The sequence below is a fragment of the Amycolatopsis sp. CFH S0740 genome (genome assembly GCF_004522315.1).
Classification (GTDB): Bacteria; Actinomycetota; Actinomycetes; order Mycobacteriales; family Pseudonocardiaceae; genus Amycolatopsis; species Amycolatopsis nivea.
This window is the reverse complement of record NZ_SDLS01000004.1, coordinates 126786-148160: the sequence shown is the minus strand read 5'-3', so window position 1 is coordinate 148160 and position 21375 is coordinate 126786. Positions and strand designations below refer to the sequence as shown.

The 21375-nt window shown below is 70.0% G+C and carries 20 protein-coding genes; 8 read left to right on the top strand and 12 right to left on the bottom strand.

What is annotated here, in order from left to right; genetic code table 11:
• Nucleotides 1-41: 41 nt before the first annotated feature.
• Nucleotides 42-938 (top strand): DMT family transporter, encoded by an 897-nt coding sequence (locus tag EIZ45_RS09370; RefSeq protein ID WP_134662266.1) that lies wholly within the window; start codon nt 42-44, stop codon nt 936-938.
• Here the strand turns inward: EIZ45_RS09370 and EIZ45_RS09365 are convergent.
• The 8 genes from EIZ45_RS09365 to EIZ45_RS09330 all read right to left on the bottom strand — a co-directional run bounded on the left by EIZ45_RS09365 (nt 935) and on the right by EIZ45_RS09330 (nt 9379).
• Nucleotides 935-1717, bottom strand: coding sequence for a class I SAM-dependent methyltransferase (locus EIZ45_RS09365; RefSeq protein WP_134662265.1), 783 nt, complete (start codon nt 1715-1717; stop codon nt 935-937). The two genes, EIZ45_RS09370 and EIZ45_RS09365, sit on opposite strands and share 4 nt — an antisense overlap.
• A 52-nt stretch (nt 1718-1769) precedes the next feature.
• Complete coding sequence (locus tag EIZ45_RS09360) at nt 1770-2600, bottom strand: endo alpha-1,4 polygalactosaminidase (protein WP_051171902.1); 831 nt, start codon at nt 2598-2600, stop codon at nt 1770-1772.
• Nucleotides 2601-2777: 177 nt separating this feature from the next.
• Nucleotides 2778-4082, bottom strand: coding sequence for an alpha-glucosidase/alpha-galactosidase (locus EIZ45_RS09355; RefSeq protein ID WP_043829946.1), 1305 nt, complete (start codon nt 4080-4082; stop codon nt 2778-2780).
• A complete protein-coding gene (locus EIZ45_RS09350) occupies nt 4079-5026 on the bottom strand; it encodes a carbohydrate kinase family protein (protein ID WP_043829945.1) in 948 nt (315 codons plus the stop codon). Before EIZ45_RS09350 ends, EIZ45_RS09355 begins: the two co-directional genes overlap by 4 nt.
• 26 nt (nt 5027-5052) lie before the next feature.
• Nucleotides 5053-5940 carry a carbohydrate ABC transporter permease gene (locus EIZ45_RS09345; RefSeq protein ID WP_043829943.1) on the bottom strand — a complete coding sequence of 296 codons (888 nt, stop codon included), beginning with the start codon at nt 5938-5940 and terminating at the stop codon, nt 5053-5055.
• Nucleotides 5937-6851, bottom strand: a complete 915-nt coding sequence (locus EIZ45_RS09340) for a carbohydrate ABC transporter permease (protein WP_043829941.1) — start codon at nt 6849-6851, stop codon at nt 5937-5939. The genes EIZ45_RS09345 and EIZ45_RS09340 overlap by 4 nt, the downstream gene beginning before the upstream one ends.
• Before the next feature lie 10 nt (nt 6852-6861).
• Nucleotides 6862-8145, bottom strand: coding sequence for an ABC transporter substrate-binding protein (locus EIZ45_RS09335; RefSeq protein ID WP_134662263.1), 1284 nt, complete (start codon nt 8143-8145; stop codon nt 6862-6864).
• 52 nt (nt 8146-8197) lie between these two features.
• On the bottom strand, nt 8198-9379 hold the full coding sequence (locus EIZ45_RS09330; protein ID WP_134662262.1) for a Gfo/Idh/MocA family protein: 1182 nt from the start codon (nt 9377-9379) through the stop codon (nt 8198-8200).
• 910 nt (nt 9380-10289) lie between these two features.
• Between EIZ45_RS09330 and EIZ45_RS09325 the strand changes: the two genes are divergently transcribed.
• The 4 genes from EIZ45_RS09325 to EIZ45_RS09310 all read left to right on the top strand — a co-directional run bounded on the left by EIZ45_RS09325 (nt 10290) and on the right by EIZ45_RS09310 (nt 14145).
• Entirely contained in the window at nt 10290-11117 is an 828-nt protein-coding gene (locus tag EIZ45_RS09325; RefSeq protein ID WP_134662458.1) for an SIS domain-containing protein, read from the top strand.
• Nucleotides 11117-12004, top strand: coding sequence for a 1-phosphofructokinase family hexose kinase (locus EIZ45_RS09320; protein WP_134662261.1), 888 nt, complete (start codon nt 11117-11119; stop codon nt 12002-12004). Before EIZ45_RS09325 ends, EIZ45_RS09320 begins: the two co-directional genes overlap by 1 nt.
• The gene (locus tag EIZ45_RS09315; protein WP_134662260.1) at nt 12001-12837 is read left to right on the top strand and encodes a class II fructose-bisphosphate aldolase; all 837 of its coding nucleotides are present in this window, start codon (nt 12001-12003) and stop codon (nt 12835-12837) included. The genes EIZ45_RS09320 and EIZ45_RS09315 overlap by 4 nt, the downstream gene beginning before the upstream one ends.
• Before the next feature lie 99 nt (nt 12838-12936).
• Entirely contained in the window at nt 12937-14145 is a 1209-nt protein-coding gene (locus tag EIZ45_RS09310) for an amidohydrolase family protein (RefSeq protein ID WP_134662259.1), read from the top strand.
• Between the two features lie 271 nt (nt 14146-14416).
• Here the strand turns inward: EIZ45_RS09310 and EIZ45_RS09305 are convergent, their stop codons facing one another.
• Nucleotides 14417-15061, bottom strand: a complete 645-nt coding sequence (locus tag EIZ45_RS09305) for a GntR family transcriptional regulator (protein ID WP_037812994.1) — start codon at nt 15059-15061, stop codon at nt 14417-14419.
• A 138-nt stretch (nt 15062-15199) separates the two neighbouring features.
• On the opposite strand from EIZ45_RS09305, the gene EIZ45_RS09300 reads away from it, so the two are divergent.
• Nucleotides 15200-16666 carry a chlorohydrolase family protein gene (locus EIZ45_RS09300; RefSeq protein ID WP_134662258.1) on the top strand — a complete coding sequence of 489 codons (1467 nt, stop codon included), beginning with the start codon at nt 15200-15202 and terminating at the stop codon, nt 16664-16666.
• Between the two features lie 13 nt (nt 16667-16679).
• Here the strand turns inward: EIZ45_RS09300 and EIZ45_RS09295 are convergent, their stop codons facing one another.
• The 3 genes from EIZ45_RS09295 to EIZ45_RS46035 are packed head-to-tail and all read right to left on the bottom strand — an operon-like array spanning nt 16680 to nt 19503.
• Nucleotides 16680-17840, bottom strand: a complete 1161-nt coding sequence (locus EIZ45_RS09295; protein WP_134662257.1) for an amidohydrolase — start codon at nt 17838-17840, stop codon at nt 16680-16682.
• Nucleotides 17837-19291 carry a sodium:solute symporter gene (locus tag EIZ45_RS09290; RefSeq protein ID WP_167756390.1) on the bottom strand — a complete coding sequence of 485 codons (1455 nt, stop codon included), beginning with the start codon at nt 19289-19291 and terminating at the stop codon, nt 17837-17839. Before EIZ45_RS09290 ends, EIZ45_RS09295 begins: the two co-directional genes overlap by 4 nt.
• On the bottom strand, nt 19288-19503 hold the full coding sequence (locus tag EIZ45_RS46035) for a hypothetical protein (protein WP_037812989.1): 216 nt from the start codon (nt 19501-19503) through the stop codon (nt 19288-19290). The genes EIZ45_RS09290 and EIZ45_RS46035 overlap by 4 nt, the downstream gene beginning before the upstream one ends.
• Before the next feature lie 248 nt (nt 19504-19751).
• Here EIZ45_RS46035 and EIZ45_RS09285 point away from each other — a divergent pair, with 248 nt between their 5' ends.
• The gene (locus EIZ45_RS09285; protein ID WP_037812987.1) at nt 19752-20099 is read left to right on the top strand and encodes a hypothetical protein; all 348 of its coding nucleotides are present in this window, start codon (nt 19752-19754) and stop codon (nt 20097-20099) included.
• A 140-nt stretch (nt 20100-20239) separates the two neighbouring features.
• Nucleotides 20240-21364 (top strand): hypothetical protein, encoded by a 1125-nt coding sequence (locus EIZ45_RS09280; RefSeq protein WP_205669840.1) that lies wholly within the window; start codon nt 20240-20242, stop codon nt 21362-21364.
• Nucleotides 21365-21375: the final 11 nt, after the last annotated feature.

Sequence of the window (21375 nt, the reverse complement as noted above, 5' to 3'; positions counted from 1 at the left end):
ATCGCTTGTGCTGTACAGCCGACCGAGGCGACGATGGCCAGGTGACCGATCTCGTGGAAACCGTCCCGCCCGCCGGCAAGACCGACCTCGGCAAGATCGCGGCCGCCGCCGGGCTCGCCGTCGTGCTGTGGGCTTCGTCGTTCGTCGCTATCCGCAGCGTTGGGCACGCGCTGTCCCCGGCCCCGCTGGCGTTGCTGCGGCTCGCCGTCGCAGCCGTCACCCTGACCGGGTTCGCCGTGGCCAAGGGCGCGGTTCGCGTCCGGCTGTCGCGCAAGGCGTTCCTGCTGGTCGCGGCCTACGCCGTGCTGTGGCTGGCCGCGTACACCGTCGTCCTCAACGCGGGGGAGCGGCACGTCGACGCCGGGACCGCGGCGCTGCTGGTGAACCTGGCACCGCTGATGGTCGCCGTCGCGGCGGGGAAGTTCCTCGGCGAAGGCTTCTCGCGCTCGCTCGTCATCGGCTCGCTGGTCGCGCTGGGCGGGGCCGCGCTGATCGCGACCGGAGCCACCGGCAGCAACGACTGGGCCGGCGTGCTGCTGTGCTTGCTGGCCGCCGTGCTCTACGCCGCCGGAGTCATGGTCCAGAAGATCACGTTGCGCCACGTCGACGGGCTGACCGCGATCTGGCTCGGCTGCGTCGTCGGCACCGTGGTTCTGCTGCCGTGGGCACCGCAGTTGGTCAGCGAACTGCAGGTGGCATCGGCCGGCGCGGTGCTCGGCAGCGCCTACTTGGGAGTCTTCCCGACCGCGGTCGGCTTCACCGCGTGGGCGTACGCGCTGCGCCGCACGGACGCGGGTCGGCTGACGATGGTGACCTACGCCGTGCCTGCGGTGGCCGTGCTGCTGTCCTGGCTGCTGCTCGCCGAAACCCCGACCGCGTACGGACTCGTCGGCGGCGTGCTCTGCCTGGCCGGCGTGGCGATCTCCCGCCGTCGTTAACGGCGCCCCCACCCCGACACGAGGGGATAGGACGACACGGTGAACCGCGGATCGGCGAGCACCCGGCGGAACTGCTCGATGTCCTCCGGCGGCACGCCGTCCGCGGCCAGCTTTTCGGCCAGCTCCACCGAATTCGCCGCCAGCAACCGGATTTCCGGTCCGCCGCCCGGCCACCGCGTCGTGATCCGCGCGCTGCCGACCTCGCGCAGCCCAGCCCCGGCGAGCACCTCCGGCAGTTGTCCGGCCCACTTGACGTCGCTGCCCGCTCGTTCGAGCAGGTCGAGGATCCGGCCTTGCACGGAACGGAAAACTGTCGCGCTGGTCTCATCGGGCGTCGCGAGCACGGTTTGCCCGCGCGGTTCGATTTCTTCGAGGACCAGCCAGCCGCCGGGGGCGAGTGCGCCGGCGAGTTTCGCGACCAGCTCGTCCCGCTCCGGGAAGTGGATCAGCACCAGGCGCGCGTGGATCAGGTCGAATTTCCGGTCCGGGACCGGCTCCGCGCGGACGTCGTGGCGCACCGCCTCAGCGTTGGCGGGCAGGTCGGCGAGCAGCCGGGTGTCGAGGTCGGTGGCCAGCACGTGCCCGTCCGGACCGACCTGCCCGGCCAGCCACCGGGCGACCGACCCGCCGCCCGCGCCGATTTCCCAGCAGGACCATCCCGCGCCGACGCCGAGTTTCCCCAGGTGCTCGAACGTCGTCCGGTCGTAGCTGGCTTCCAGCGCGGACATCCGGTCGCTCGCCGGGGCGCTCGCGTTGTCGAACGGGTACTCGTCGGCCATTCCGCCACCCTGCCAGCATCCGCGCGGCGGCGCTGGCAGGATGACGGAAGTCTCAGCAGGTTTCGCGGACGTAGCCGGATTCGCCCTTCGGCGTGACGTCCCGGTCGCGCCGGACGACGCTCAGGCTGCTGCCCCATGTGGCGCACGCGTTGCGCAAACCGTCCTCGGTGTATTCGATGACGATCACGTGGTCGCCGAAATACTGGGTGTATTCCGCGCAATTGTCCTGCTCGCCGCATTCCTCGGCGACGGCGAAGTCCAGCCCGTTGTCCGCCCGCGACGAGGACAGTTCCGAGGTGTTCTTCTGCGCGATCGCCAGGCCTTTCCCGTGCGCGCGCGAAGAAAGCAGCTTCACGAGGCCCTGCGCGTTCCGTGCGCTGAGCAGGCCCTGGGACCGGGTGAAGCTGTCGTAGTTGTCCGGCTCGATCGCCTGGTAGCCCTTGCCGGCGCACTCGTCGATCCACCCGCCGACCTTGTCCGCGATCCGGCTCCGCTTGTCCGCGGTGCGCAGGTCGAGCAGCGCCTCGTTCCAGTCGGGATCCATGACGACGTCGCCGTTGCCGTCGCGCAGGACCAGGTCGCCCCATTCGCCCTCGGCGCCGGGCTGGGCCTGGAAAGCGTTGACATAGCAGATGTTGTACACCCCGGCGGCGGCCGGGGCGCTGTGGTCGCGGCTGACCACCTGGACGCCCGACGGCGGGGTGTACGGACCGCCGATCTGATAGTCGAACCCGGCATGCGGGGCGGGCAGCGTGACGCTGTGCGGCGCGGGGAGCGGCGCGCTCTCCGCCGGGCCGGCGGCCCCGAGCGCGCACGCCGAACTGCCGACGAGCAGCGCGGCCGCCGCGGTTCCCCGAGAAATCCGACCAGGAAGCGAATGCATCTGGTGACTCCAGCGATGGTGAGTACGGCCCCGCCTCGGAGGGTTCGAAGACATCCTGGCGACTGGGTCCGGGCTCGCGGGGCATTCCGCATTACCGGCTGGGCGTACTTCTGGCGCCTGCCCGTCCGGCAGGCACCAGAAGTTTAGCGGATCACCGCGCCGCGCCGTCAAGACTCGTTAGCTGCCCAGGGTTTTCCGCAATCCGGGCTGGAGCGCGTCGCCGTGCGCGAGCACCATTTCGTCGCACAGTTCCCAGATCCGTTCGACCGGAAGCGCGGCCGCCGTCGCGGGATCGGCCATCGCGGCGTGGCGGATGTGCCGGGGATCGTCCTCGACCGCGGCGCGCACCACGAGTTCGGTCGTGCTCAGATAGGTGCGGTTGAGCGCCGCCAGTTGCGGCGGAAGCGCGTCGACGCGGGTGGGGCGGATGCCGGTCGCGTCGGCGAGACACGGCACTTCGACGGCTCCGGTCGCGGGGAGATTCGGGATCAGCCCGCGGTTGAGCACGTTGCCGTAAACGGTCCGCGGCGTCCCGGTGACGACACTGTGGATGATTTGCGGCGCGTATTCGTTGGTGCCCTCGACGGTGAGCGGTTCGTCGCGTTCGATGGCTTGACGAGTGTGTTCGTATTCAGCCTCGTTCTCCGCCACGACGTCCAGGTACGCGCCGATCGGCAGCCGCAGCCGTTCGATTTCGCTGGCGTGGCCCAGATACCAGGGCACGTATTCGGACGAGTGCTCGCTGGTTTCGGTGGGGTAGTAGCCGAGCCGCCGGAACATGTCGAACCGCACGCGCCGCCGCAGCTGCGGGTCTTCGGCGAGTTCGGCGAGCCGCGGGTACAGATCGTTGCCCTGATGCTCCAGACGCAGGATCCAGGCCTGGTGGTTGATGCCCGCGGCGTGGTAGGTGACCTCGGACAGCGGCACTTCCAGCAGCTTGGCCAGGTCGTGCACGGTCCAGTACACCGAATGGCACAGGCCGACCACGCGGTCCGGGCCGAGCGTTTCGGAGAGGTACTGCACGTTCATCGCCATCGGGTTCGTGTAGTTCAGCAGCCACGCCCGCGGGCACACCTGCGCGATGTCCTCGCCGAGCTCGCGCAGGAACGGGAAAGTGCGCAGGGCCCGGAAAATCCCGCCGACGCCGAGCGTGTCGCCGATGGTTTGCTTCACGCCGAACCGCGCCGGAATGTCGAAGTCGACGCGGGTGGCTTCGCCCATTCCGATTTGGACCATGTTGACGACGAAGTCCGCGCCCTCCAGGGCTTCGCGACGGTCGAGGTGCGCGGTGAGGACGGGCTTGGCGCCGCGGGCTTCGGCGATGCGACCGGCGGCCGCGTGCGCGACGCGCAGGCGTTCCGGGTCGATGTCGTGCAGCGCGACGTGCACCTCGGCCAGTTCGGGATAGGCGAACAGGTCCGCGAGCAGGCCCTGGGTGAACACGACGCTGCCGGCGCCGATGAACGTGATCTTGGTGGTCATGCACTTTCCGTTTCAGTGTTTTCGGTGAGGTGGAGCTCGTGCCAAGTCGGTTGGCCGTCGATCCCGCCGCGCGCGAGCGTCGAACGGCCGCCGCCGGTCACCCCGGCGCGCAGCGCGTCGGACAGCGGCAGCCCGCGCAGCATCGCGGCGAGGAACGCGGCGTTGAAGCTGTCGCCGGCCCCGACGGTGTCGAGCGGGGTGATCGGGGACGCGGGAACCGTGACGGTTTCGCCGCGGTGGTGGGCGATCGCGCCGTCAGCGCCGTTCTTGACGACGACCGTCGGCCCTTGTGCGGCGAGGTGCGCCACGGCGTCGAGCAGGCTGGATTGTCCGGACAGCTCGAGTGCTTCGGCGGCGTTGGGCAGGAGGAAGTCGGTCTCCTGAAGTACCAGCTTGATGCCGCTGGGATCCCACTGCCGCGCCGGGTCGTCGTTGGTGTCCAGCGACGTGGTCGCGCCGTGCGCCCGCGCGGTGCGGAACAGCTCCGGCAGTCCGGCGGCCAGCTTGGGCATCAGGAAGTACGACGAGGCGTGGACGTGCCGCGCGTTCGCGAGCAGCTCAGCGGGGACGTCCGCCGCCGACACCGCGTCCAGCACCCCGGAGCTGGTGACGATCGCCCGGCTGTCGTCGCGGGTCAGGATCGCGGTGAGCGGGGTAGGCAATGACGGATCCACGGTGAGGGCCTCGGTGTCGACGCCGCGTTCGTCGAGGATGTCGCGGACGAAGCGACCGGCGGCGTCGTCGCCGATCCGCCCGGCGAAGGCGGTTTTCAGCCCCAGCCGGGCGGCCCCGGCGGCGGTGATCGCGGCGGACCCGCCGAGCGTGAGCGAGCCGTGGCCGACGAGGTTCTCCCGTTGCCGGAAGTCGAGGTCCCCGGTCAGCGGCCCGAGGACGACGTCGGGGTTGACGTCGCCGAGCACGAGCAGGTCGAAGCGGTGCGGCATGCGTGGTTCCTCCGGAGGAGTGCGGTTCAGCCTTTGAGGCCGCTGGAGGTGATGGACTGGATGAAGGTTTTCTGCGCGCCGAGGAAGGCCAGCAGCACCGGCAGCACGGTGATGACGTTCCCGGCCATCACCGCCGCCCAGTTGGTGTGGTGCTGTCCCTGGAAGGTGGTCAGGCCGAGCTGGAGCGTGTACTGGGTGTCGTGGTTGATCGCGATCAACGGCCAGGTCAGGTCGTTCCAGGTGCTGAGGAAGGTCAGCACGGCGACGGTGCTCAGCGCGGGCCGGGACAGCGGGAGCACGATCCGGATCAGCACCCGCAGCCGCGAGCAGCCGTCGATCCAGGCCGCCTCCTCCAGTTCGCGGGGCAGCGACAGGAAGAACTGCCGCAGCAGGAACACCGCGAACGGCGTGACCAGCGACGGGACGATCAGCGCGCCGAGCGAGTCGATGAGGCCGAGCTTCTTCATCACCAGGAACGTCGGGATCATGGTCAGCTGGAACGGCACCGCCATGGTCGCCATCATCAGCCCGAGCATCACCTTCGAACCGCGGAACCGCATGCGCGCGAACGCGTAGCCGCCGAGCGAGCCGAAGACGAGGTTGGCCGCCACGGTCACCACCGACACGATGAGCGAGTTGGTGAACCAGCGCACGAACAGCGCGTTCTCCAGCACGTAGCGGTAGCCGGAGAAATCGATCCCGGACGGCCACAGCGACGGCGGGAATCGGTTGATCTCCGCGTTGCTCATCACCGAGCTGAGCAGCAGCCACACCAGCGGGGCGGCGAACACCAGCGCCAGCGGGGCCAGCAAGAGGTGCCACGGGCTGAATGGCAGCCGCCAGCGCCGGGGTTCGCGGATCACGCCGGGCAGTTGGGATGCGGAAACGGGGGCAACGTGGGCGCGCGTGGTCATCGGACCTCCTTGTCGCGGCGCAGCAACCGGACGCCCAGCCCGAGCGCCAGCAGCACGACGGCGAGCACGTAGGCCGCGGCGGCGCCGTATCCGGCGGTGAAGTTCTGGAAGGCCTGCTGCCAGATGAAGTAGACGATCACCGTGGTCGAGCCGAGCGGTCCGCCCTTGGTGGTGACGTACGTCAGGTCGAACACCTGGAGCGATTGGATCAGCTGCCACAGTGTCAGGAACGTGGTCACCGGCAGCACGGCGGGCAGGGTGACGTGCCGGAGGATCCGGAACGGGCCGGCGCCGTCCAGCCGCGCGGCTTCGATCAGCGACGGCGGGACGTCCTGGAGCGCGGCCAGGAAGACCACCATGCAGAACCCGGTGCCGCTCCACAGCGTGATGGCCACGAGGACCAGCAACGCCTGCGACGGGTCGGTGAGAAACCCTTGCGGGCTCAGGCCGATCCGGTGCAGCAGCGAGTTGGCGACGCCGAATTCCGGGTCGAGGATGAACGAGAACAGCACGCCTTGTGCGGTGGCCGACAGCACGAACGGAACGAACATCAACGTCCGGTACGCGCCGATGAAGCGCACCCGCCGGTTCAGCGCGAGCGCCAGCGCGAGGCCGAGCACGATGCTCAGCGGAACGTATAACGCCGTGTACAGCAGCGTGTTGCCGACCGCTTGGCCGAAGTGCGGGTCCTGCGCGAGCGCCGCGTAGTTGTCGACGCCGACGAAGCGGGACGGGGTGACGAGGTCGTCGGCCTGGAACGACAGGATCAGCGACCACACCACGGGAACCAGGCCGAGGCCGATGATGACGACGACCGACGGGCTCAGATACGCCCAGGCGGCAGCGGTTTCGCGGCGGCGGCGGGTTTTGGCGGCCGGAGCGACTGTGATCGGGCCGGGATGTACGGACATGGGCGGGGTCCTATCGGGGGATGATGAGGGCGGCGTTGGCCGCGGAAGCGCAGTCGCGCATGGCGTCGGCGGGGGTCGCGCGCCCGAGCAGCACCGAGACGATCGCCGCGGCGACGGCCTGCGAGACCTGCGGGTAGGCGGGGTGGTTCGCGCGGACGTGCGAGTTGTCGAGCGACTTGACGAACACGGAAAGCCCTGCGGTGTCCTGGGTTTTCTGCTGCCACTCCGGAAGCCGCTGCGATCCGGCGCTCAGCGGGAGGCTGCCGGCGCCGACGTCCCAGACGACGTCCTGCTTGGGCGCGGTCAGCCAGCGCAGGAACGTCTTGGCCGCGGCGAGCCGCCGGTCGCCGTTGTCGAAGACCGTCCAGGTGTCGGGTCCGGAGATGGTGATCGGCTTTCCGGTGAACGTCGGCAGCGGGACGATCTGGTAGTCGATTCCCGCGTCGGCGATGTCGGGCAGCTGCCACGGGCCGGTCGGCACCATCGCGATCCGGCCCGAGGCGAAGGCCTGGTACATCTGCTCGGAGCCGGGTTTCGGGTCGATGTAGACACTGCGGTCGGCGGCCAGGTTCCGGATCGCTTCGAGCGCTCGCACGCCGCTGTCGGCGAAGCCGATGCTGCGGCCGTCCTGGCCGACGATGGTGCCGCCGAGGTCCCAGATCATCGGCCACAGCCGCCAGACGGTGTCCTCGTCGCCCGCGCCGGGCCAGGCCGTGCCGAACTGGCCCTGGTCGCGGTTGGTCAGTTTCTTCGCGGTGGTCACGAAATCCGGCCAGCGCCAGGATTCGTCCGGCAGCGGGACGCCGTGCTGCTGGAACAGTTTCTTGTTGCAGGCGACGGCCAGCGAGTCGAGCATCGCGGGCACCGCGCGGACGCGCTCGTTCACCGTGACTGCTTCGAGCGCCGGCTTCCAGAACTGGGTGCCGTCGTTGACGACGTCGCCCATGTCGGCGACGCGCGGGCTGCGGGCGATGCTGGCAAGGTCGGAGCCGAAGATGTACGCGATGTCCGGGTAGGAACCGGACGCGAGCGCCGCGGTCACCTTCTGCAGCATGGCGTCGGCCAGCACGCCGCCGCCGAGGTCGATGCGGATGTCGGGGTGCTCGCGCTGGAACGCGGCGACGAGCTGCTTGAGGACTTTGAGACCGGTGTCGCTCTGGCCGTGCCACATTTCGACGGTGACCGGTCCGGACGTGGCGGCGGGGGCCTCGGCGCACGCCGCGGCGGCGGGCACCAGGGCCATCGCCGCCGCGCCGCGGAGAAAACCGCGCCGGGTCAGGGTTCGCACGCGCATGGGAGTGGTTTCCTTCCCTTGCGCTAGCGGCGGGGACGGCGGGAGGGCGGGGTCATCTGCGGGTTCCTTCCGGCGGGGAGAAAAAGGCGGTCAGTTTTTCGGGCAGGGGAGGGACGTCGACCGGCACGGAGCCGGAACGCAGGGATTGCGTGGCGAGCGCGCCCGCCGCGACGGCTTCGCGGGCGGCGATCGGGGACAGTTCCGGCGGGTCGCCGTGCACCACGTAACGCAGGAATTCGGTCATGGCAAGGAGATCCGCGTCCTGGTGTCCTGATGCGACACCGTCGATCGGGTACTCGCGGTCTCCGTCCAGCGCCCATCCGCGGCGGCGGTTCCACACCTTCACCACGCCGCCGCCGGTGTCGCCGAAGTTCTCCGCGCGGCCTTCGGTGCCGATCACGGTGTAGTTGCGCCAGTAGTCGGGCGTGAAATGGCATTGTTCGTAGCTGGCGAGGACCCCGTTGTCGAGTCGCATGTGGACCATCGAGAGGTCTTCGACATCGACGACCGGGTTGAGGCCGGTTTGTGCGGCGGGAGGCCAGTTGTCGAAGGAAAACCAGTCGTCGGCGAGGCGGTCGCCCTGGCCGCTGCGGTCGGTGATGCCACCGTAGACGGTCAGGTCGCCCATCGCGGTGACGCGGCGGGTGAAGCCTCCGGCGAGGTAGTGGATGACGTCGAGGTCGTGGCTGGCTTTCTGCAGCAGCAAGGAGTTTACGCGGCTGCGGTCGGCGTGCCAGTCCTTGAAGTAATAGTCGCCGCCGTTGCCGACGAAGTGACGACACCAGACGGCTTTCACTTCGCCGATCTCGCCGCGCGTCACGACGTCGCGGAGCGTGCGGACGACGGCGGAGTGCCGGAAGTTGTGTCCAATGTAGAGCGGAGTGCCGGTCTCCTGTGCGGCGGCGAGGACCGCGTCCGCGTCGGGAAGCGTTGTGGCCAGCGGCTTTTCGAGGTACACCGCCACTCCGGCGCGGAGCAGGTCGACGGCGATCTCGGCGTGCGTCCAGTCCGGCGAGGTCACGATCGCGGCGTCGACCAGATTCGCGAGTTCCCGGTGTCCCGGCACGATCTCGATGCCGCCGAACATTTCGCGCGCTCGCGCCCGGCCGCGCTCGTCGGGATCCGAAGCCGCCGCCAGTTCCGCCGCGACGCCGGATTCCGCCACGTGCCGGGCGATCCCGGCCCGCAGGCCGACGCCGACCACACCGACCCGCAGCACCCCGGGGTTCACCACCGCGCCACCTCACCTCTGCGTGATATTGATCTGCATGATGGCAAAACAATCATAAATGCGCAATGGCGCGGGTCCGCTCGTGGGGCGACGACCGGCTCCGCGGAGGGCGTGGCGAGGTCGGCGGGTGCTCCCTTGTGGACGGAGTGCCGTGCCGCCCGCGGACGCCGAGTCGGCCGGTTCGCAGGTCGCGACGATCTTGACCTGCGCATGGACTGACGGCTCGCAGGCGTTGGCGAGGACGGTCGGGCTGGGCTTGCCGGACCTGCACGCTCTTGTCCAGCGCGCGGGCGACCCCGTTGGGCTCCGCCGTTTCGCCTGGTCGCGGCAGGTCTGCGGCACGGGCGGCAGTCTTGTGCTGCGGCAGCAGCTCGTACCCAGCGCCCGGTACGGCGCGGGTGGGCGGTCTTGTATTGCAGCGGCAGCCCGTGCCCGGCGGCCCGTACGGCGCTGTATTGCAGCGGCAGCTCGTACCCGGCGACGCCGTGCGCCGCTGTATTGCAGCGGCAGCTCGTACCCGGCGACGCCGTGCGCCGCGGGTGGGTGATCAGCCGCTGGTCGGCAAGGGTCGAGGGATCCCGCCGCGCGGTCGCGAGCGCGTCGCCGCTCTCCGCGATCGCGCCGCTGCCCCGTTCGCCCGCTCATTCGAGCAGGACGTTCGGGCGTTGCCGGGGCGTCATGCCGGGTCTCTCGTTCCTGGCCGGAGGCGGTCCGGTGCCCATTCTAGAGGCCGCGATGGCTCGACTTTGTGATTGAATCTGCGCTATAACGCAAGTAGCAAGCAAAAACACTCAAGCAGAGTGCCGGAGTCGGTCACGTCTCCCGCCCTGGATCGAAAGGCCTCCATCCCGTGTCCTCCCTTCCGGATGCTCCCGGCTCCTTCGTGGCCGCCGAACTGGCTTCCCAGCCCGAAATGTGGCGCGCGGCGGCCGCGCTGGCCCCGTCCGCCGCGCTGCCTCAGCCGGGCGAACGAGTGGCCGTCGTCGGCTGCGGCACCAGCTGGTTCATCGCGATGAGCTACGCCGTCGCCCGCGAACAACGCGGTCACGGGGTCACCGACGCCTTCGCCGGCTCCGAATACCCGGCCTCGCGCGAGTACGACCGCGTCGTGGCGATTTCCCGCTCCGGCACCACGACCGAGATCATCGACCTGCTCACCGCGATGCCTGCGCAACGCACCGTGCTGATCACCGCGGTCGGCGACAGCCCCGCTGCGGCGGTCGCGGACGAGGTCGTCGAACTTTCCTTCGCCGACGAACAATCCGTGGTGCAGACCCGCTTCGCCACCACCACGCTCGCCCTGTTGCGCGCCGGTCTGGGCGACGACATCGACCAGCTCGCCACGTCCTGTGCGGCCGCGCTGACCGAACCGATCGACGACCTCCTCGACGCCGAGCAGGTCACCTTTATCGGCCGTGGCGCTGCCGTGGGCCTGGCTTGCGAAGCCGCACTCAAGACCCGCGAGGCCGCACAGTTCTGGGCCGAGTCGTACCCCGCCATGGACTACCGCCACGGACCGATCGCGATCGCTCAGCCAGGCCGTCTCGTGTGGTCGCTGGGCGAGGCCCCCGCCGGACTCGCGGACGACGTCGCCCGCACCGGCGCGCGTTTCGTCCACCACGACCTGGACCCGCTCGCCGCACTCGTGGTGGCGCAACGCTTCGCCGTCGCACTGGCGGCCCGGCGCGGCCTGGATCCCGACCGTCCGCGCTCGCTGACGCGCTCGGTGATCCTCGTCTGATGATCGTCACGCTGACGCCGAACCCGGCCATCGACGTCACCTACCGGGTCGGCACCCACACGCCCGGCGACACGAACCGGGTGCTGGAGGTGCAGCGACGGCCGGGCGGCAAGGGCGTGAACGTGGCCCGGGTGCTCGCCGCGGTGGACATCCCGGTCCGGACGCTTCTCCCGCTGGGCGGCGACGCGGGCCGGTGGCTCGGGGGAGCGCTGGATGTTCCGTTCGAGGCCGTCCCGATCTCCGGCGAAACCCGGACCACCGTGACGGTGACCGGCGACGGCCATCCGACGGTCTATACGGAACCTGGCCCGGAAGTGTCCGAAGAGGAATGGACAGCTTTCGGTTCGCGCCTGTCGAACTGCCTGTCTGCGGCTGCCCTGCTGGTTGTCTCCGGATCTCTGCCCCGGGGCACCTCGCCGGACCTGGTCGCCGACTGGGTCCGCATCGCCCGGGAAGCCGGGGTGCGGACGCTGGTCGACGCCTCCGGCCCGGCACTGCTGGCCGCCGCCCGAGCAGGTGCGGCAGTGAAGCCGAACCAGGCCGAACTCCTCGCCGCGACCTCTGCCGCCGACGAGGCTGCGGGAGCCGCGGCCCTGCTCCGGCTGGGCGCACAACCGGTCGTCGTCTCGCGCGGGGCAGACGGCATCGCCGCCTACACCTCCGGTGGCGTCTTCGCCGTCCCCGCCATCCCCGATGTGCAGGGCAACCCCACCGGTGCCGGGGATGCCGCGACGGCCGGGCTGGCCGTCACCCTCGCCGCCGGCCGCCCCCTGATCGAAGCCCTGCACAACGCCGCCGCCCTGGGTGCCGCGGCCGTCCTCCGCCCGGTCGCCGGAGAAGTCGATCTCCCCGCGTACCACCGATTCCTGAACGGAGCCCCCGCATGATCACCCGCCCCGACCTGCCGACGCTGCTGACCGCCGCCCGCGAGCGCGGTTCCGCCGTGGGCGCGTTCAACGTGATCCTGCTGGAACACGCCGAGGCCATCGCCGAAGGCGCGGAACAGGCCGGATTGCCGGTGGTGCTGCAGATCAGCGAAAACTGCGTCCGCTACCACGGCGGGCTGGCCCCGATCACCGTCGCGTCCCGGGAAATCGCCCGCCGCGCGTCGGTCGACGTGCTGGTGCACCTGGACCACATCGAAGACCCGGAGCTGATCCGCGAGGGCATCGCACTGGGCGTGGACAGCGTGATGTACGACGGATCGCATCTGCCATACGAGGAAAACCTGCGTATGACCCGCGAAATCGCCTCGCGCTGTCACGACGTCGGCGTGGCGGTGGAAGCGGAACTGGGCGAAGTCGGCGGCAAGGACGGGGTGCACGCGCCCGGCGCCCGCACCGACCCAGCCGAAGCGGCGGACTTCGTGACCGTGACCGGCGTGGACGCACTCGCGGTGGCCGTAGGAACGTCCCACGCGATGGTGGAACGGACGGCCCAGGTGGACCGCGCACTGGTCACCCGATTGCGAGACGCGGTACCGGTCCCGCTGGTATTGCACGGCTCATCAGGCCTGTCGGACGAGGAACTGCGCGGAGCCGTGGTGAGCGGGATGGCGAAGGTTAATATCTCAACGCACCTTAATGGTCTGTTCACGCGGTCGGTCCGGCAGTTCCTGGAGGAACAGCCAGAGGCGGTGGACCCGCGGAAGTACGTGCGGCTGGGGAGGAGTGCGGTGGCCTCGGAGACTGCTCGGCTTCTGCGTTTGCTGGCTGGCTGAAGACCCGCAGCGACATCTCTTCGTCGAACACGTGCGGACGGCTCGGCGGGACCAGGTACTCTTGGTATACCAAAGTGTCCGTCGAGAAAGGTGCTCTCCGTGTTGATCCGTGACGTCCGTCCCTGGGGCGGTCAGCGCAGCGACGTCGAGGTGGCCGGCGGCCGGATCGCCGCGGTTCGTCCGCATGGCCCGGCGGGGTCCGGCGGCGAGGTGGTCGAGGGGCGCGGGCGGCTGTTGTTCCCGTCCTTCAGCGACGTCCACGTGCACCTCGACTCGACGCGCATCGGGCTGCCGTTCCGGCCGCACACGGGGGCGCCGGGCGTCTGGGCGATGATGCTGAACGACCGCGAGAACTGGCGGAACGCCGAGGTGCCGCTGCCGGAACGCGTCGCGGGCACGTTGGAGCGGATGATCGCGAACGGGACCACTCGCGTGCGCACCTACGCGCAGGTCGACGTCGACTGCCAGCTCGAGAAGCTCGACGCGGTGCTCGCCGCCAAGGAGCGCTTCGCCGCGCACGCGGACGTCGAGGTGATGGCGTTTCCGCAGGCAGGGATCCTGCGCGAGCCCGGAACCGTGGACGTGCTGGAGGCCGCGCTGCGTTCGGGTGCGTCGGTGGTCGGCGGGATCGATCCGTGTTCGCTCGACAAGGATCCCAAGGGGCACTTGGACGTCGTGTTCGGGCTGGCCGAGAAGTACGGCGTCGAGGTCGACATCCATCTGCACGAGCCGGGGCATCTCGCGGTCTTTTCGACGGACCTGGTGATCGAACGCGTCCGCGCGCTGGACATGCGCGGCAAGGTCACCATGTCGCACGCGTACGAGCTGGGCTCGGTTTCGGAAGCGGTGAGCCGCCGGCTGATCGACACGTTCGCGGAGCTGGACATCGCGATGGCAACCGTCGCGCCGTCCGTCGACCGGCAGTTGTCGCTGGCGGACCTGACGACCGCGGGCGTGCGCGTCGGGCTGGGGGAGGACGGGCAGCGGGACTACTGGAGCCCGTACGGCAACTGCGATCTCCTCGACCGCACGTGGCAGCTGGCCTTCACGCACGGGTTCCGGCGCGACGAGCTGATCGAGATGGCGCTGGCGGTCGCGACGATGGGCGGCGCGTCGATCATGAGCCACGACGTGCCCCGGCTGGCGGGGATCGCCGACCGGCCCGGTGTGGCGGTCGGCGACCGCGCGGATCTGGTGCTGGTGGACGGCGAGACGCCGACCAGCGCGGTGATGGACCGCGGCAAGGACCGGACGGTGCTGCACGACGGCGTCGTGGTGGCGGACGGGCTCGCGGTCGTCGACCTCTGACGGGGCTGAGGGGCGCTGGGCCCGAGGTGCGTACGGCTGTTTCAGCATGGGCGGGGTCTCGCGAAGACGGGCTGTGCCAGGTGATCTGAAAGTTGAGAAGCCAGTGCCGCGGCGAGCTCAGCGTTGCCAGAGTTGAGGTCTCGCGAAGGTCGAGGGCGCAGTCCGACGCGGCGATCTCGGCACTGCCAGGACCTCGCGAAGGCCAACGGCGTCAGTCCAGCGCAGCGAACATTGCCGCGGCCGGAATCTCGCGGCAACGCCCGAACCAAGGTCAGCCCGCCTCAGCCGGATGCCGCCGCACCGCCTCGCTGGCCCCGGTCGCGAGATGGGCCAGCACCAGCCGTTCCACCCGTTCGACGTCCCGGTCCACGATCGCCTCGTACAGGAGTTCGTGTTCCGCCGCCATGGCTTCCAGGTCGTCGTGCTGGCCGAGCAGCCATCGCATCCGGCTGCGCAGCGTCCGCTCCAGTTCGCCGAGCAGTTCGTTCGCCGACAGCGACGTGACGACCTCGTGGAAATCCGCGGCTGCCCGGCGCGCGGACACCGCGTCGCCGGCGCGGGCGGCGCGCAGTTCCGTGTCCAGCACCTCCCGCAGCCGCGCCAGGCCCTCGCGGGTGCGGCGCTGCGCGGCGAGCCGGAAAGTGAGGCCTTCGAACGCGGTGCGCACCTCGTTGAGGTCCGCGACGTCCGACGCGGTGAACTCCCGCACCACCGACCACGACCGCGGCCGCGGCGTCACCAGTCCCTCGTTTCCCAGCGCGCGCAACGCGTCCCGCACCGGCACCCGGCTCACGCCCATCTCCGCGGCCAGATCCCGTTCGACCAGCTTGCTGCCGGGAGCCCGGGTGCCGTCGAGGATCTCGTTGCGCAGCCGTTCCGTGACGCGCTCGGACTCCGACGCGAAACCCGGCTCCATCCGATCCCCTCCCGCCGCCGTCACCGACAGTATCGGCGAACCTCCTCCCAGGTTCCCGGAAAAACCCGCCCCCGGCAAGGTCTGGCCCCCAGATTCCGCCGTTTGGTATACCTAAATGTCCCGAACGGAAGGAACCCGATGCGCACTCGCTGGCGTGCCCGCCATGTGCTGGCCCATCAGAACGGGCGGCACGCCCTGCTGAAAAACGGCGAGGTCGTCTGGGAGGACGATGTCGTCGCCTACGTCGGCCCGCGGTATGCCGGAACGACCGATCTGGACGTCGACCTCGGCGAATCGCTCGTCCTCCCGGGCCTGATCGACCTCGACGCGCTGACCGACGTGGACCATCTCGTCCTCGATTCCTGGGCCACGGCAGACCGTGCGGCCGGACTGCAGTGGTCCGAGGACTACTTCGCGCACCGTCGCCGCGACGTCTTCACCCCGGAAGAACGGCAGACCATTCGCGAGTACGCGATCGTTCAGTTGGCGCTGCACGGAATCACGACGTTCATGCCGATCGCGTCGGAAGTCCATTCGTCGTGGGCCGAGCCGTACGAGGAACTCGTCGCGATGGCGGACTTCTCACGGAACCTCGGGCTGCGCGGATATCTGGGCCCGGCTTACCGATCCGGCGTCAACGTGGCCACTGTGGACGGTACCCGCACGGTCGCCTTTGACGAGCCCCGCGGCGCGGAGGGGCTAGCCGACGCACTGCGGTTCCTCGACCACGCAAAGGAACTCGACGACCCACTCGTCAACGGCGTCCTGCTGCCGTGCCGCATCGAGACGCTCACCGAAGACCTCATACGCGCCACCGCCGTCGCATCGCGCGAGCGCGACGTCCTGGTACGGCTGCACTGCCTGCAAGGCGTGCTCGAGCGCGAACTCATCCTCGACCGTTACGGCGCAACACCGCTGGAAATGCTGGAACGCACCTGCCTGCTCGGCGACCGGTTGCTGATCCCGCACGCCCAGGTTCTCGACCGCCATCCCGCCGTCCACGGCGAAGACCGAGGCGACGTCGCGACCTTGGCCGCGGCGGGCGCGTCGGTGATCCACTGCCCGCTCACGTCCTTCCGCTACGGCCACGCCCTGCGCTCGTTCCGCGACTACCGCGAAGCGGGCCTGAACCTGTGCCTGGGAACGGATTCCTTCCCGCCGGACCTGATCCGCGGCATGGATGTCGGCGTGCATCTGGCGAAGGTGATGGGCGACCGCGCCGACGCGGCCCCGGCGGAGTGGTACGTCGAAGCGGCGACGCTCGGCGGCGCCCGTGCACTCCGCCGCGACGACCTCGGCAAGCTGGCCCCGGGCGCGCAGGCGGACCTCGTCGCGTTCCACGTCGGCGACCTGCGCGACGGTGTGCAGGACGATCCGATCCGCACCTTCTTGCTCTCCGGAACCGCCCGGCAGGCAACGCATTCCGTCGTCGCGGGCCAGCCGGTGCTGGTGGACGGGCACCTTCCCGGCATCGACGAACCGGACCTCCGCCGCCGCGCGCAGGCGCTGTTCGAGAAGATGCGCGCCGCGTATCCGGAGCGGGACGTCGAACGCCGGGAGGCGGGGGAGTTGTTCCCTCCGACCTTCCCGGCGTTCCAGGAGTAGCGGCGCGGCGGGGCTATCGCTGCGAGACGACAGCCCCGCCCTTCACCACGAGCCGCCCCGGAGGATGGGACACGACGGCTTCGGCCGGGTACTCTGCGGCTACGAGGAAGAAATCGGCGTGGTCGCCGATCCGCAGGCCGTAGTCCTTGAGCCGCAACGCTTTCGCGCCGCCGTACGTCGCCGCGTGCAGCGCGAGTTCGATCTCCGGGTCGGTCCGGAACGAGCTGCGGTACGCCAGGTGCATGGCGCGCGTCAGCATGTCCCCGTCGCCGTAGGGGCCCCACAGGTCGCGGATGCCGTCGTTGCCGCACGCGGCGTTCGCGCCCGCTGCCCGCATCTTGGCCAGCGGCGGCACCGGCCGGTCGTACACCGCCGCGGTGGTCAGCGTGATCTGCTGCTCCGCGAGGCCTTCGAGCAGCCGGTCCTGCTGCGCGTCCGGGATGCCGCAGATGCCGAAGGCATGGCCGATCGCGACTTTCCCGGCGAGCCCGAGCGCCTTTGTCCGCTCGATGACGAGCTCGATTTCCCAGGCCCCGAGCGGACCTTCGTCGTGCAGGTGCAGATCGACGCCGCAGCCGTGCCGGGCGGCGATGTCGAAGATCGCGTCGAGGTGCCCGCGCGGATCGCGGTCGTAGCCCGCCGGGTCGATGCCGCCGACGTTCTCGACGCCGGACGCTACGGCCCGCTCCAGCAGTTCCAGCGTGCCGGGCCGGGTGAGCAGGCCGCCCTGGGGGAAGGCGACCTGCTCGACGGTGACCCGGCCGCGATGCCGCGCCGCCGCCTCCCGCACCGCCTCGATGCCGGACAGCCCCAGTTCGGGGTCGACATCGGTGTGCGCGCGGACGAAGGAGGTGCCGTTCGCGATCATCGTGTCGAGCAGCGCGGCCGCGGGTTCGGGCGACGGGAGCCCGAATTCCTTGCGGCGGCGCTGTTCGTTCGAGATCCGGTCGGCGAGCACCGAACCCGAGGTGTTCGGCACCCAGGGGAGGCCCCACAGGGTTTTGTCGAGGTGGCAGTGCGCGTCGACGAGGCCGGGCAGCAGCAGCGCGCCGCCGCCGTCCTCGACCGGAACGTCCGCTTCGGTGGGCCCGAACCCGGCGATCCGGCCGTCGCGCACCAGCACGTCCGTCGGATCGCCGCCGCCGGGCCGGACGTTGCGCAGCAACAGGTTCACGCGACTCCCTCCACGGCCTCGGCCCGCACGGCCGGCTCGCGCCGCTCGGAGGTGGCGAGGCTGACGCCGACGGTGAGCACGACGTTGACGGCGATCGCGAGAAGCCCGGGATTGAGGCCCCACAACGTGTTCTTCGAAGCCAGGACCGTCCACGCGACGATCGCCACGCCGACCACGAGCCCGGTCGCCGCGCCCGCCTTGGTCAGCCGCCGCCACACCAGCCCCAGCACGATCGCCGGGAAGAACTGGGAGACGCCGTTCTGGCCGGTGAGCAGCAGGTTCACCAGCAGCGCCGGCTGGAAGATCGCGAACACCAGCGCCACCGCGGTCACCACGACGACGAGGGCGCGCGACAGCCGGAAGACGCCCAGTTCGCTGGTCTTCGGCCGCAGGACGCCCTGGTAGACATTGCGGGCCAGCAGCGTCGCGGATTGCAGGAGCAGCAGGCTGATCGGCACGATCGCGGCCAGCGCCCCCGCGCCGCCGACGAGGCCGACCACCCACGACGGCATGGTCTTCAGCGTCAGCGAAAGCAGCGCGCCGTTGGTGCCGCTGCCCTTCAGCCCGGGCACGACGAGCACCGCGGCAAAGCCGACGAACAGCGTCAGCGCGATCAGGATCTGGTACAGCGGAAGGTAAATCGCGTTGCGCCGGATCGTCTGCTCGGACTTCGCGGTGTACATCGCGGCGAGTGCGTGCGGGAACATGAAGAACGCCGCGCTCGTGACGAGCAGGGTCGACATCATCCACGGCACGCCGAGCGGGCTGCCCGGCGCCGGGACGCCGAGGAAGCCGGGATGCTGCGCCTGGACGGTGTCGATGAGATGCCCGAACCCGCCGAAGTAGTGCACCGGGATCGCGATGCCGACGACCAGCACGGTGCCGATCAGCAGGATGTCCTTGAGCACCGACACCCACGCGGCGGCCTTCATGCCCGACGCGTAGACGAACACCGCGATCAGCACGACCGCGAGCACCATGCTGGTGACCCGGTTGATGCCGGTCGTCGTCTCGACGATCTGGCCGAGGCCGAGCAGCTGCGCCTCGATGTAGGGGATCATGAACGCCACGCCGACGATCGCGGTCAGCGCGCCGAACCACGGGCTGCGGAAGCGGTGGGTGAAGAAATCCGCCTGGGTGACGAGGTTGTGCTTCTTCGCGTACCTCCACAATGGAGGGAGGAAGAAGTAGGACAGGACGAACGCGCACGTGCCGTAACCGGCGATGTAGAACGCCGCGCCGCCGTTGGCGTAGGCGAATCCGGAGGCGCCGAGGTAGGTGAAGGTCGAGTAGGTCTCGCCCGCGGCGAGGACCCAGAACAGCAGCGTCCCGTAGGACCGGCCGGCGACCGTCCACTGTTCGAGGTTCATCTGCTTCCGGCCGCGCGCGGCGAGTCCGATGACCACGGCCAGCGCCACCACGGCCAGCGCGACGACTGCGCCCGCGTTCATCGCTGCTCCTGCTCGGTTTCGGCGGCGCCGGGGCGCCGGATGCGGTCGGCGACGCCGAGGAACACGGGCGTGAGGGCCACCCAGAGGAGGATCCAGAACCCGATCTCGGGCAGGAACCAGATCCGGCCGTCGCCGCTGAACCAGGGCAGGCCGGCGATCATCGCCACGTAAGGGGTGAAGGCCACCGCGGCCACCACTGCGGAACGCTTCATCGCGCACACCCTTCGTTGTTTGGTATACCATAAGCGCGGCCGGTGGCGGGTTGTCAAGGGCGCGGCCGGGAACGATGCGGGCTCGCGACCCGGGTGTCCGGCCGGGTGCCGTGATTTGTCCGATTTGGACGCCGGGTCGCCGGGGGTGTGCTTTGGTAGACCGGATCATGCGTGCTGAGCCGAGGTAAAACCGGTCGCTGGCGGGTCCTTTCGGCAGCTAGCTTGTGCCCTCAAGAAGGGGGGGCGAGATGGACAAGCCGACGACGGAGCTGTGGCGCCCGACCGGCCCGGCCGAACTGGAGCTGGTGCGCCGGTCCGGCTGGCGCGCGTGGCCGCCGCGGCTGCCGGATCAGCCGATCTTCTACCCGGTGCTGAACGAGGACTACGCGGTGAAGATCGCCCGAGACTGGAACGTCCGGTTCGACGGCGCCGGTTACGTGACCCGGTTCCGGGTGGAAACGGCGTTCCTCGACCGCTACCCGGTGCGGCAGGCGGGTGGCGAGACGATTCTGGAGTTGTGGGTTCCTGCTGAGGAACTGGACGAGTTCAATGCGCACTTGGTCGGGGAGATCGAGGTCGTGCACGAGTTCCGCTGAGCAGTGCCCGAGGCGGGTCACTCACAGGGCCGCACTGGTCTGCGCTGGGTGAGGGCGGCGATCCGCCTCCGGGGTGGTTGACGTCGGCACCTAGGCGACGGTGAGTGACCGCACGGGCTGGCTTGCGTCACCGTGGACAGATGGATGCGGCACTGGCAGGGCTTTCCGGGCGGCTCCTGATCCAGTGCCGGCCCGCGCAGTCCGAGGAACTGCTCGGCGTCTGCGCGGCGCACGACACCGGGCTCGTCCTGACTGGGAGGTCGGCGCCGGATGCCGTCAAGAGCCTGCGCGAGAAGGGGTTCGACGGGCCGCTCCTGTGCGACGCCGAGCGTTACGCAGGGAAGCGGCGGGTACTCGCCGGGGCCGGAACGCATCCGGCGTGGTGCCGGAAGCAGCGGGAACTCGGGTTGCTGCCGCTGACGGATTCCGGCTATCTCGCGGCGCGCGACTGGACGGGTTTGCGCGGCATCCTGCTGGCCGCCGCGAGGAAGCCCGCGGCCGTTGCGACGCTGCCTCTCGCTCCTTGGTGGTTCGACCACGGATCGATCGCCGCCGCGCTGGCGAGGGAGGTCAACCGGCACGGGGTGCCGGTCGCGATCGTTCTCGAGCACCGGACTGATCCGTTCGGGGTTCAGAAGCTGCTGCGCGCGTTTCTGCGTTTCCTGGCCGGCTGCGCGGTTCCGGTGCTGGTGTTGCGCTGCGACATTTCGGCCGCAGGCCTTCTCTGTCACGGTGCGCACGCGGCGGCGGTGGGCACGAAAAGCTCGTTGCGGCACCTGTATCCGGCCTCCGGCGGCCGCCCGGGCGAGCCTTCGGTGTTCGTGCCTCGCCTGCTCAGCTACCACCGGATCGAGACCTGCGCGAAGATATTCGGCCGGACTCCGGAGATCGAGCAGCTGTGGACTTGCCCGTGCCCGGTCTGCGAGGACCGGACCCCCGTCGGTCTCGACCGGTCTTCGGCGGTCCGGCACGACCTCGACCGTCAGCTGGCGCTGCGGGACGAGTTGTTCCGGCGGCCGCTCACCGCGGAGCAGCGCCGGAGTTCCTGGCACGAGACGTGCAGCCACGCGAGCTTTGTCCATCGGCAGGTCGCCGAGGCGGTGCGGGGATGGACCGAACCGGCGAACCTCAGGGCCTGGTATCGGGTGACCGAGGATCCGTTGCCGCGCAACATCCCTGGTCAGTCGGCGACGGGGGCCGCCAGGACGAGCGGTGCCGGCAGGCGGAGGGTGTCCGATCGCGGGGCACGCCGATCAGACGTCTAGGCAGCTGTCCT

Coding starts and splice junctions, on each gene's coding strand:
- EIZ45_RS09285 (WP_037812987.1), top strand. CDS start 19,752: ATGGACAAGCCGACGACGGAGCTGTGGCGCCCGACCGGCCCGGCCGAA.
- EIZ45_RS09345 (WP_043829943.1), bottom strand. CDS start 5,940: ATGACCACGCGCGCCCACGTTGCCCCCGTTTCCGCATCCCAACTGCCC.
- EIZ45_RS09315 (WP_134662260.1), top strand. CDS start 12,001: ATGATCACCCGCCCCGACCTGCCGACGCTGCTGACCGCCGCCCGCGAG.
- EIZ45_RS09280 (WP_205669840.1), top strand. CDS start 20,240: ATGGATGCGGCACTGGCAGGGCTTTCCGGGCGGCTCCTGATCCAGTGC.
- EIZ45_RS09350 (WP_043829945.1), bottom strand. CDS start 5,026: ATGCCGCACCGCTTCGACCTGCTCGTGCTCGGCGACGTCAACCCCGAC.
- EIZ45_RS09355 (WP_043829946.1), bottom strand. CDS start 4,082: ATGACCACCAAGATCACGTTCATCGGCGCCGGCAGCGTCGTGTTCACC.
- EIZ45_RS46035 (WP_037812989.1), bottom strand. CDS start 19,503: ATGAAGCGTTCCGCAGTGGTGGCCGCGGTGGCCTTCACCCCTTACGTG.
- EIZ45_RS09305 (WP_037812994.1), bottom strand. CDS start 15,061: ATGGAGCCGGGTTTCGCGTCGGAGTCCGAGCGCGTCACGGAACGGCTG.
- EIZ45_RS09365 (WP_134662265.1), bottom strand. CDS start 1,717: ATGGCCGACGAGTACCCGTTCGACAACGCGAGCGCCCCGGCGAGCGAC.
- EIZ45_RS09335 (WP_134662263.1), bottom strand. CDS start 8,145: ATGCGCGTGCGAACCCTGACCCGGCGCGGTTTTCTCCGCGGCGCGGCG.
- EIZ45_RS09300 (WP_134662258.1), top strand. CDS start 15,200: ATGCGCACTCGCTGGCGTGCCCGCCATGTGCTGGCCCATCAGAACGGG.
- EIZ45_RS09325 (WP_134662458.1), top strand. CDS start 10,290: ATGTGGCGCGCGGCGGCCGCGCTGGCCCCGTCCGCCGCGCTGCCTCAG.
- EIZ45_RS09360 (WP_051171902.1), bottom strand. CDS start 2,600: ATGCATTCGCTTCCTGGTCGGATTTCTCGGGGAACCGCGGCGGCCGCG.
- EIZ45_RS09290 (WP_167756390.1), bottom strand. CDS start 19,291: ATGAACGCGGGCGCAGTCGTCGCGCTGGCCGTGGTGGCGCTGGCCGTG.
- EIZ45_RS09320 (WP_134662261.1), top strand. CDS start 11,117: ATGATCGTCACGCTGACGCCGAACCCGGCCATCGACGTCACCTACCGG.
- EIZ45_RS09340 (WP_043829941.1), bottom strand. CDS start 6,851: ATGTCCGTACATCCCGGCCCGATCACAGTCGCTCCGGCCGCCAAAACC.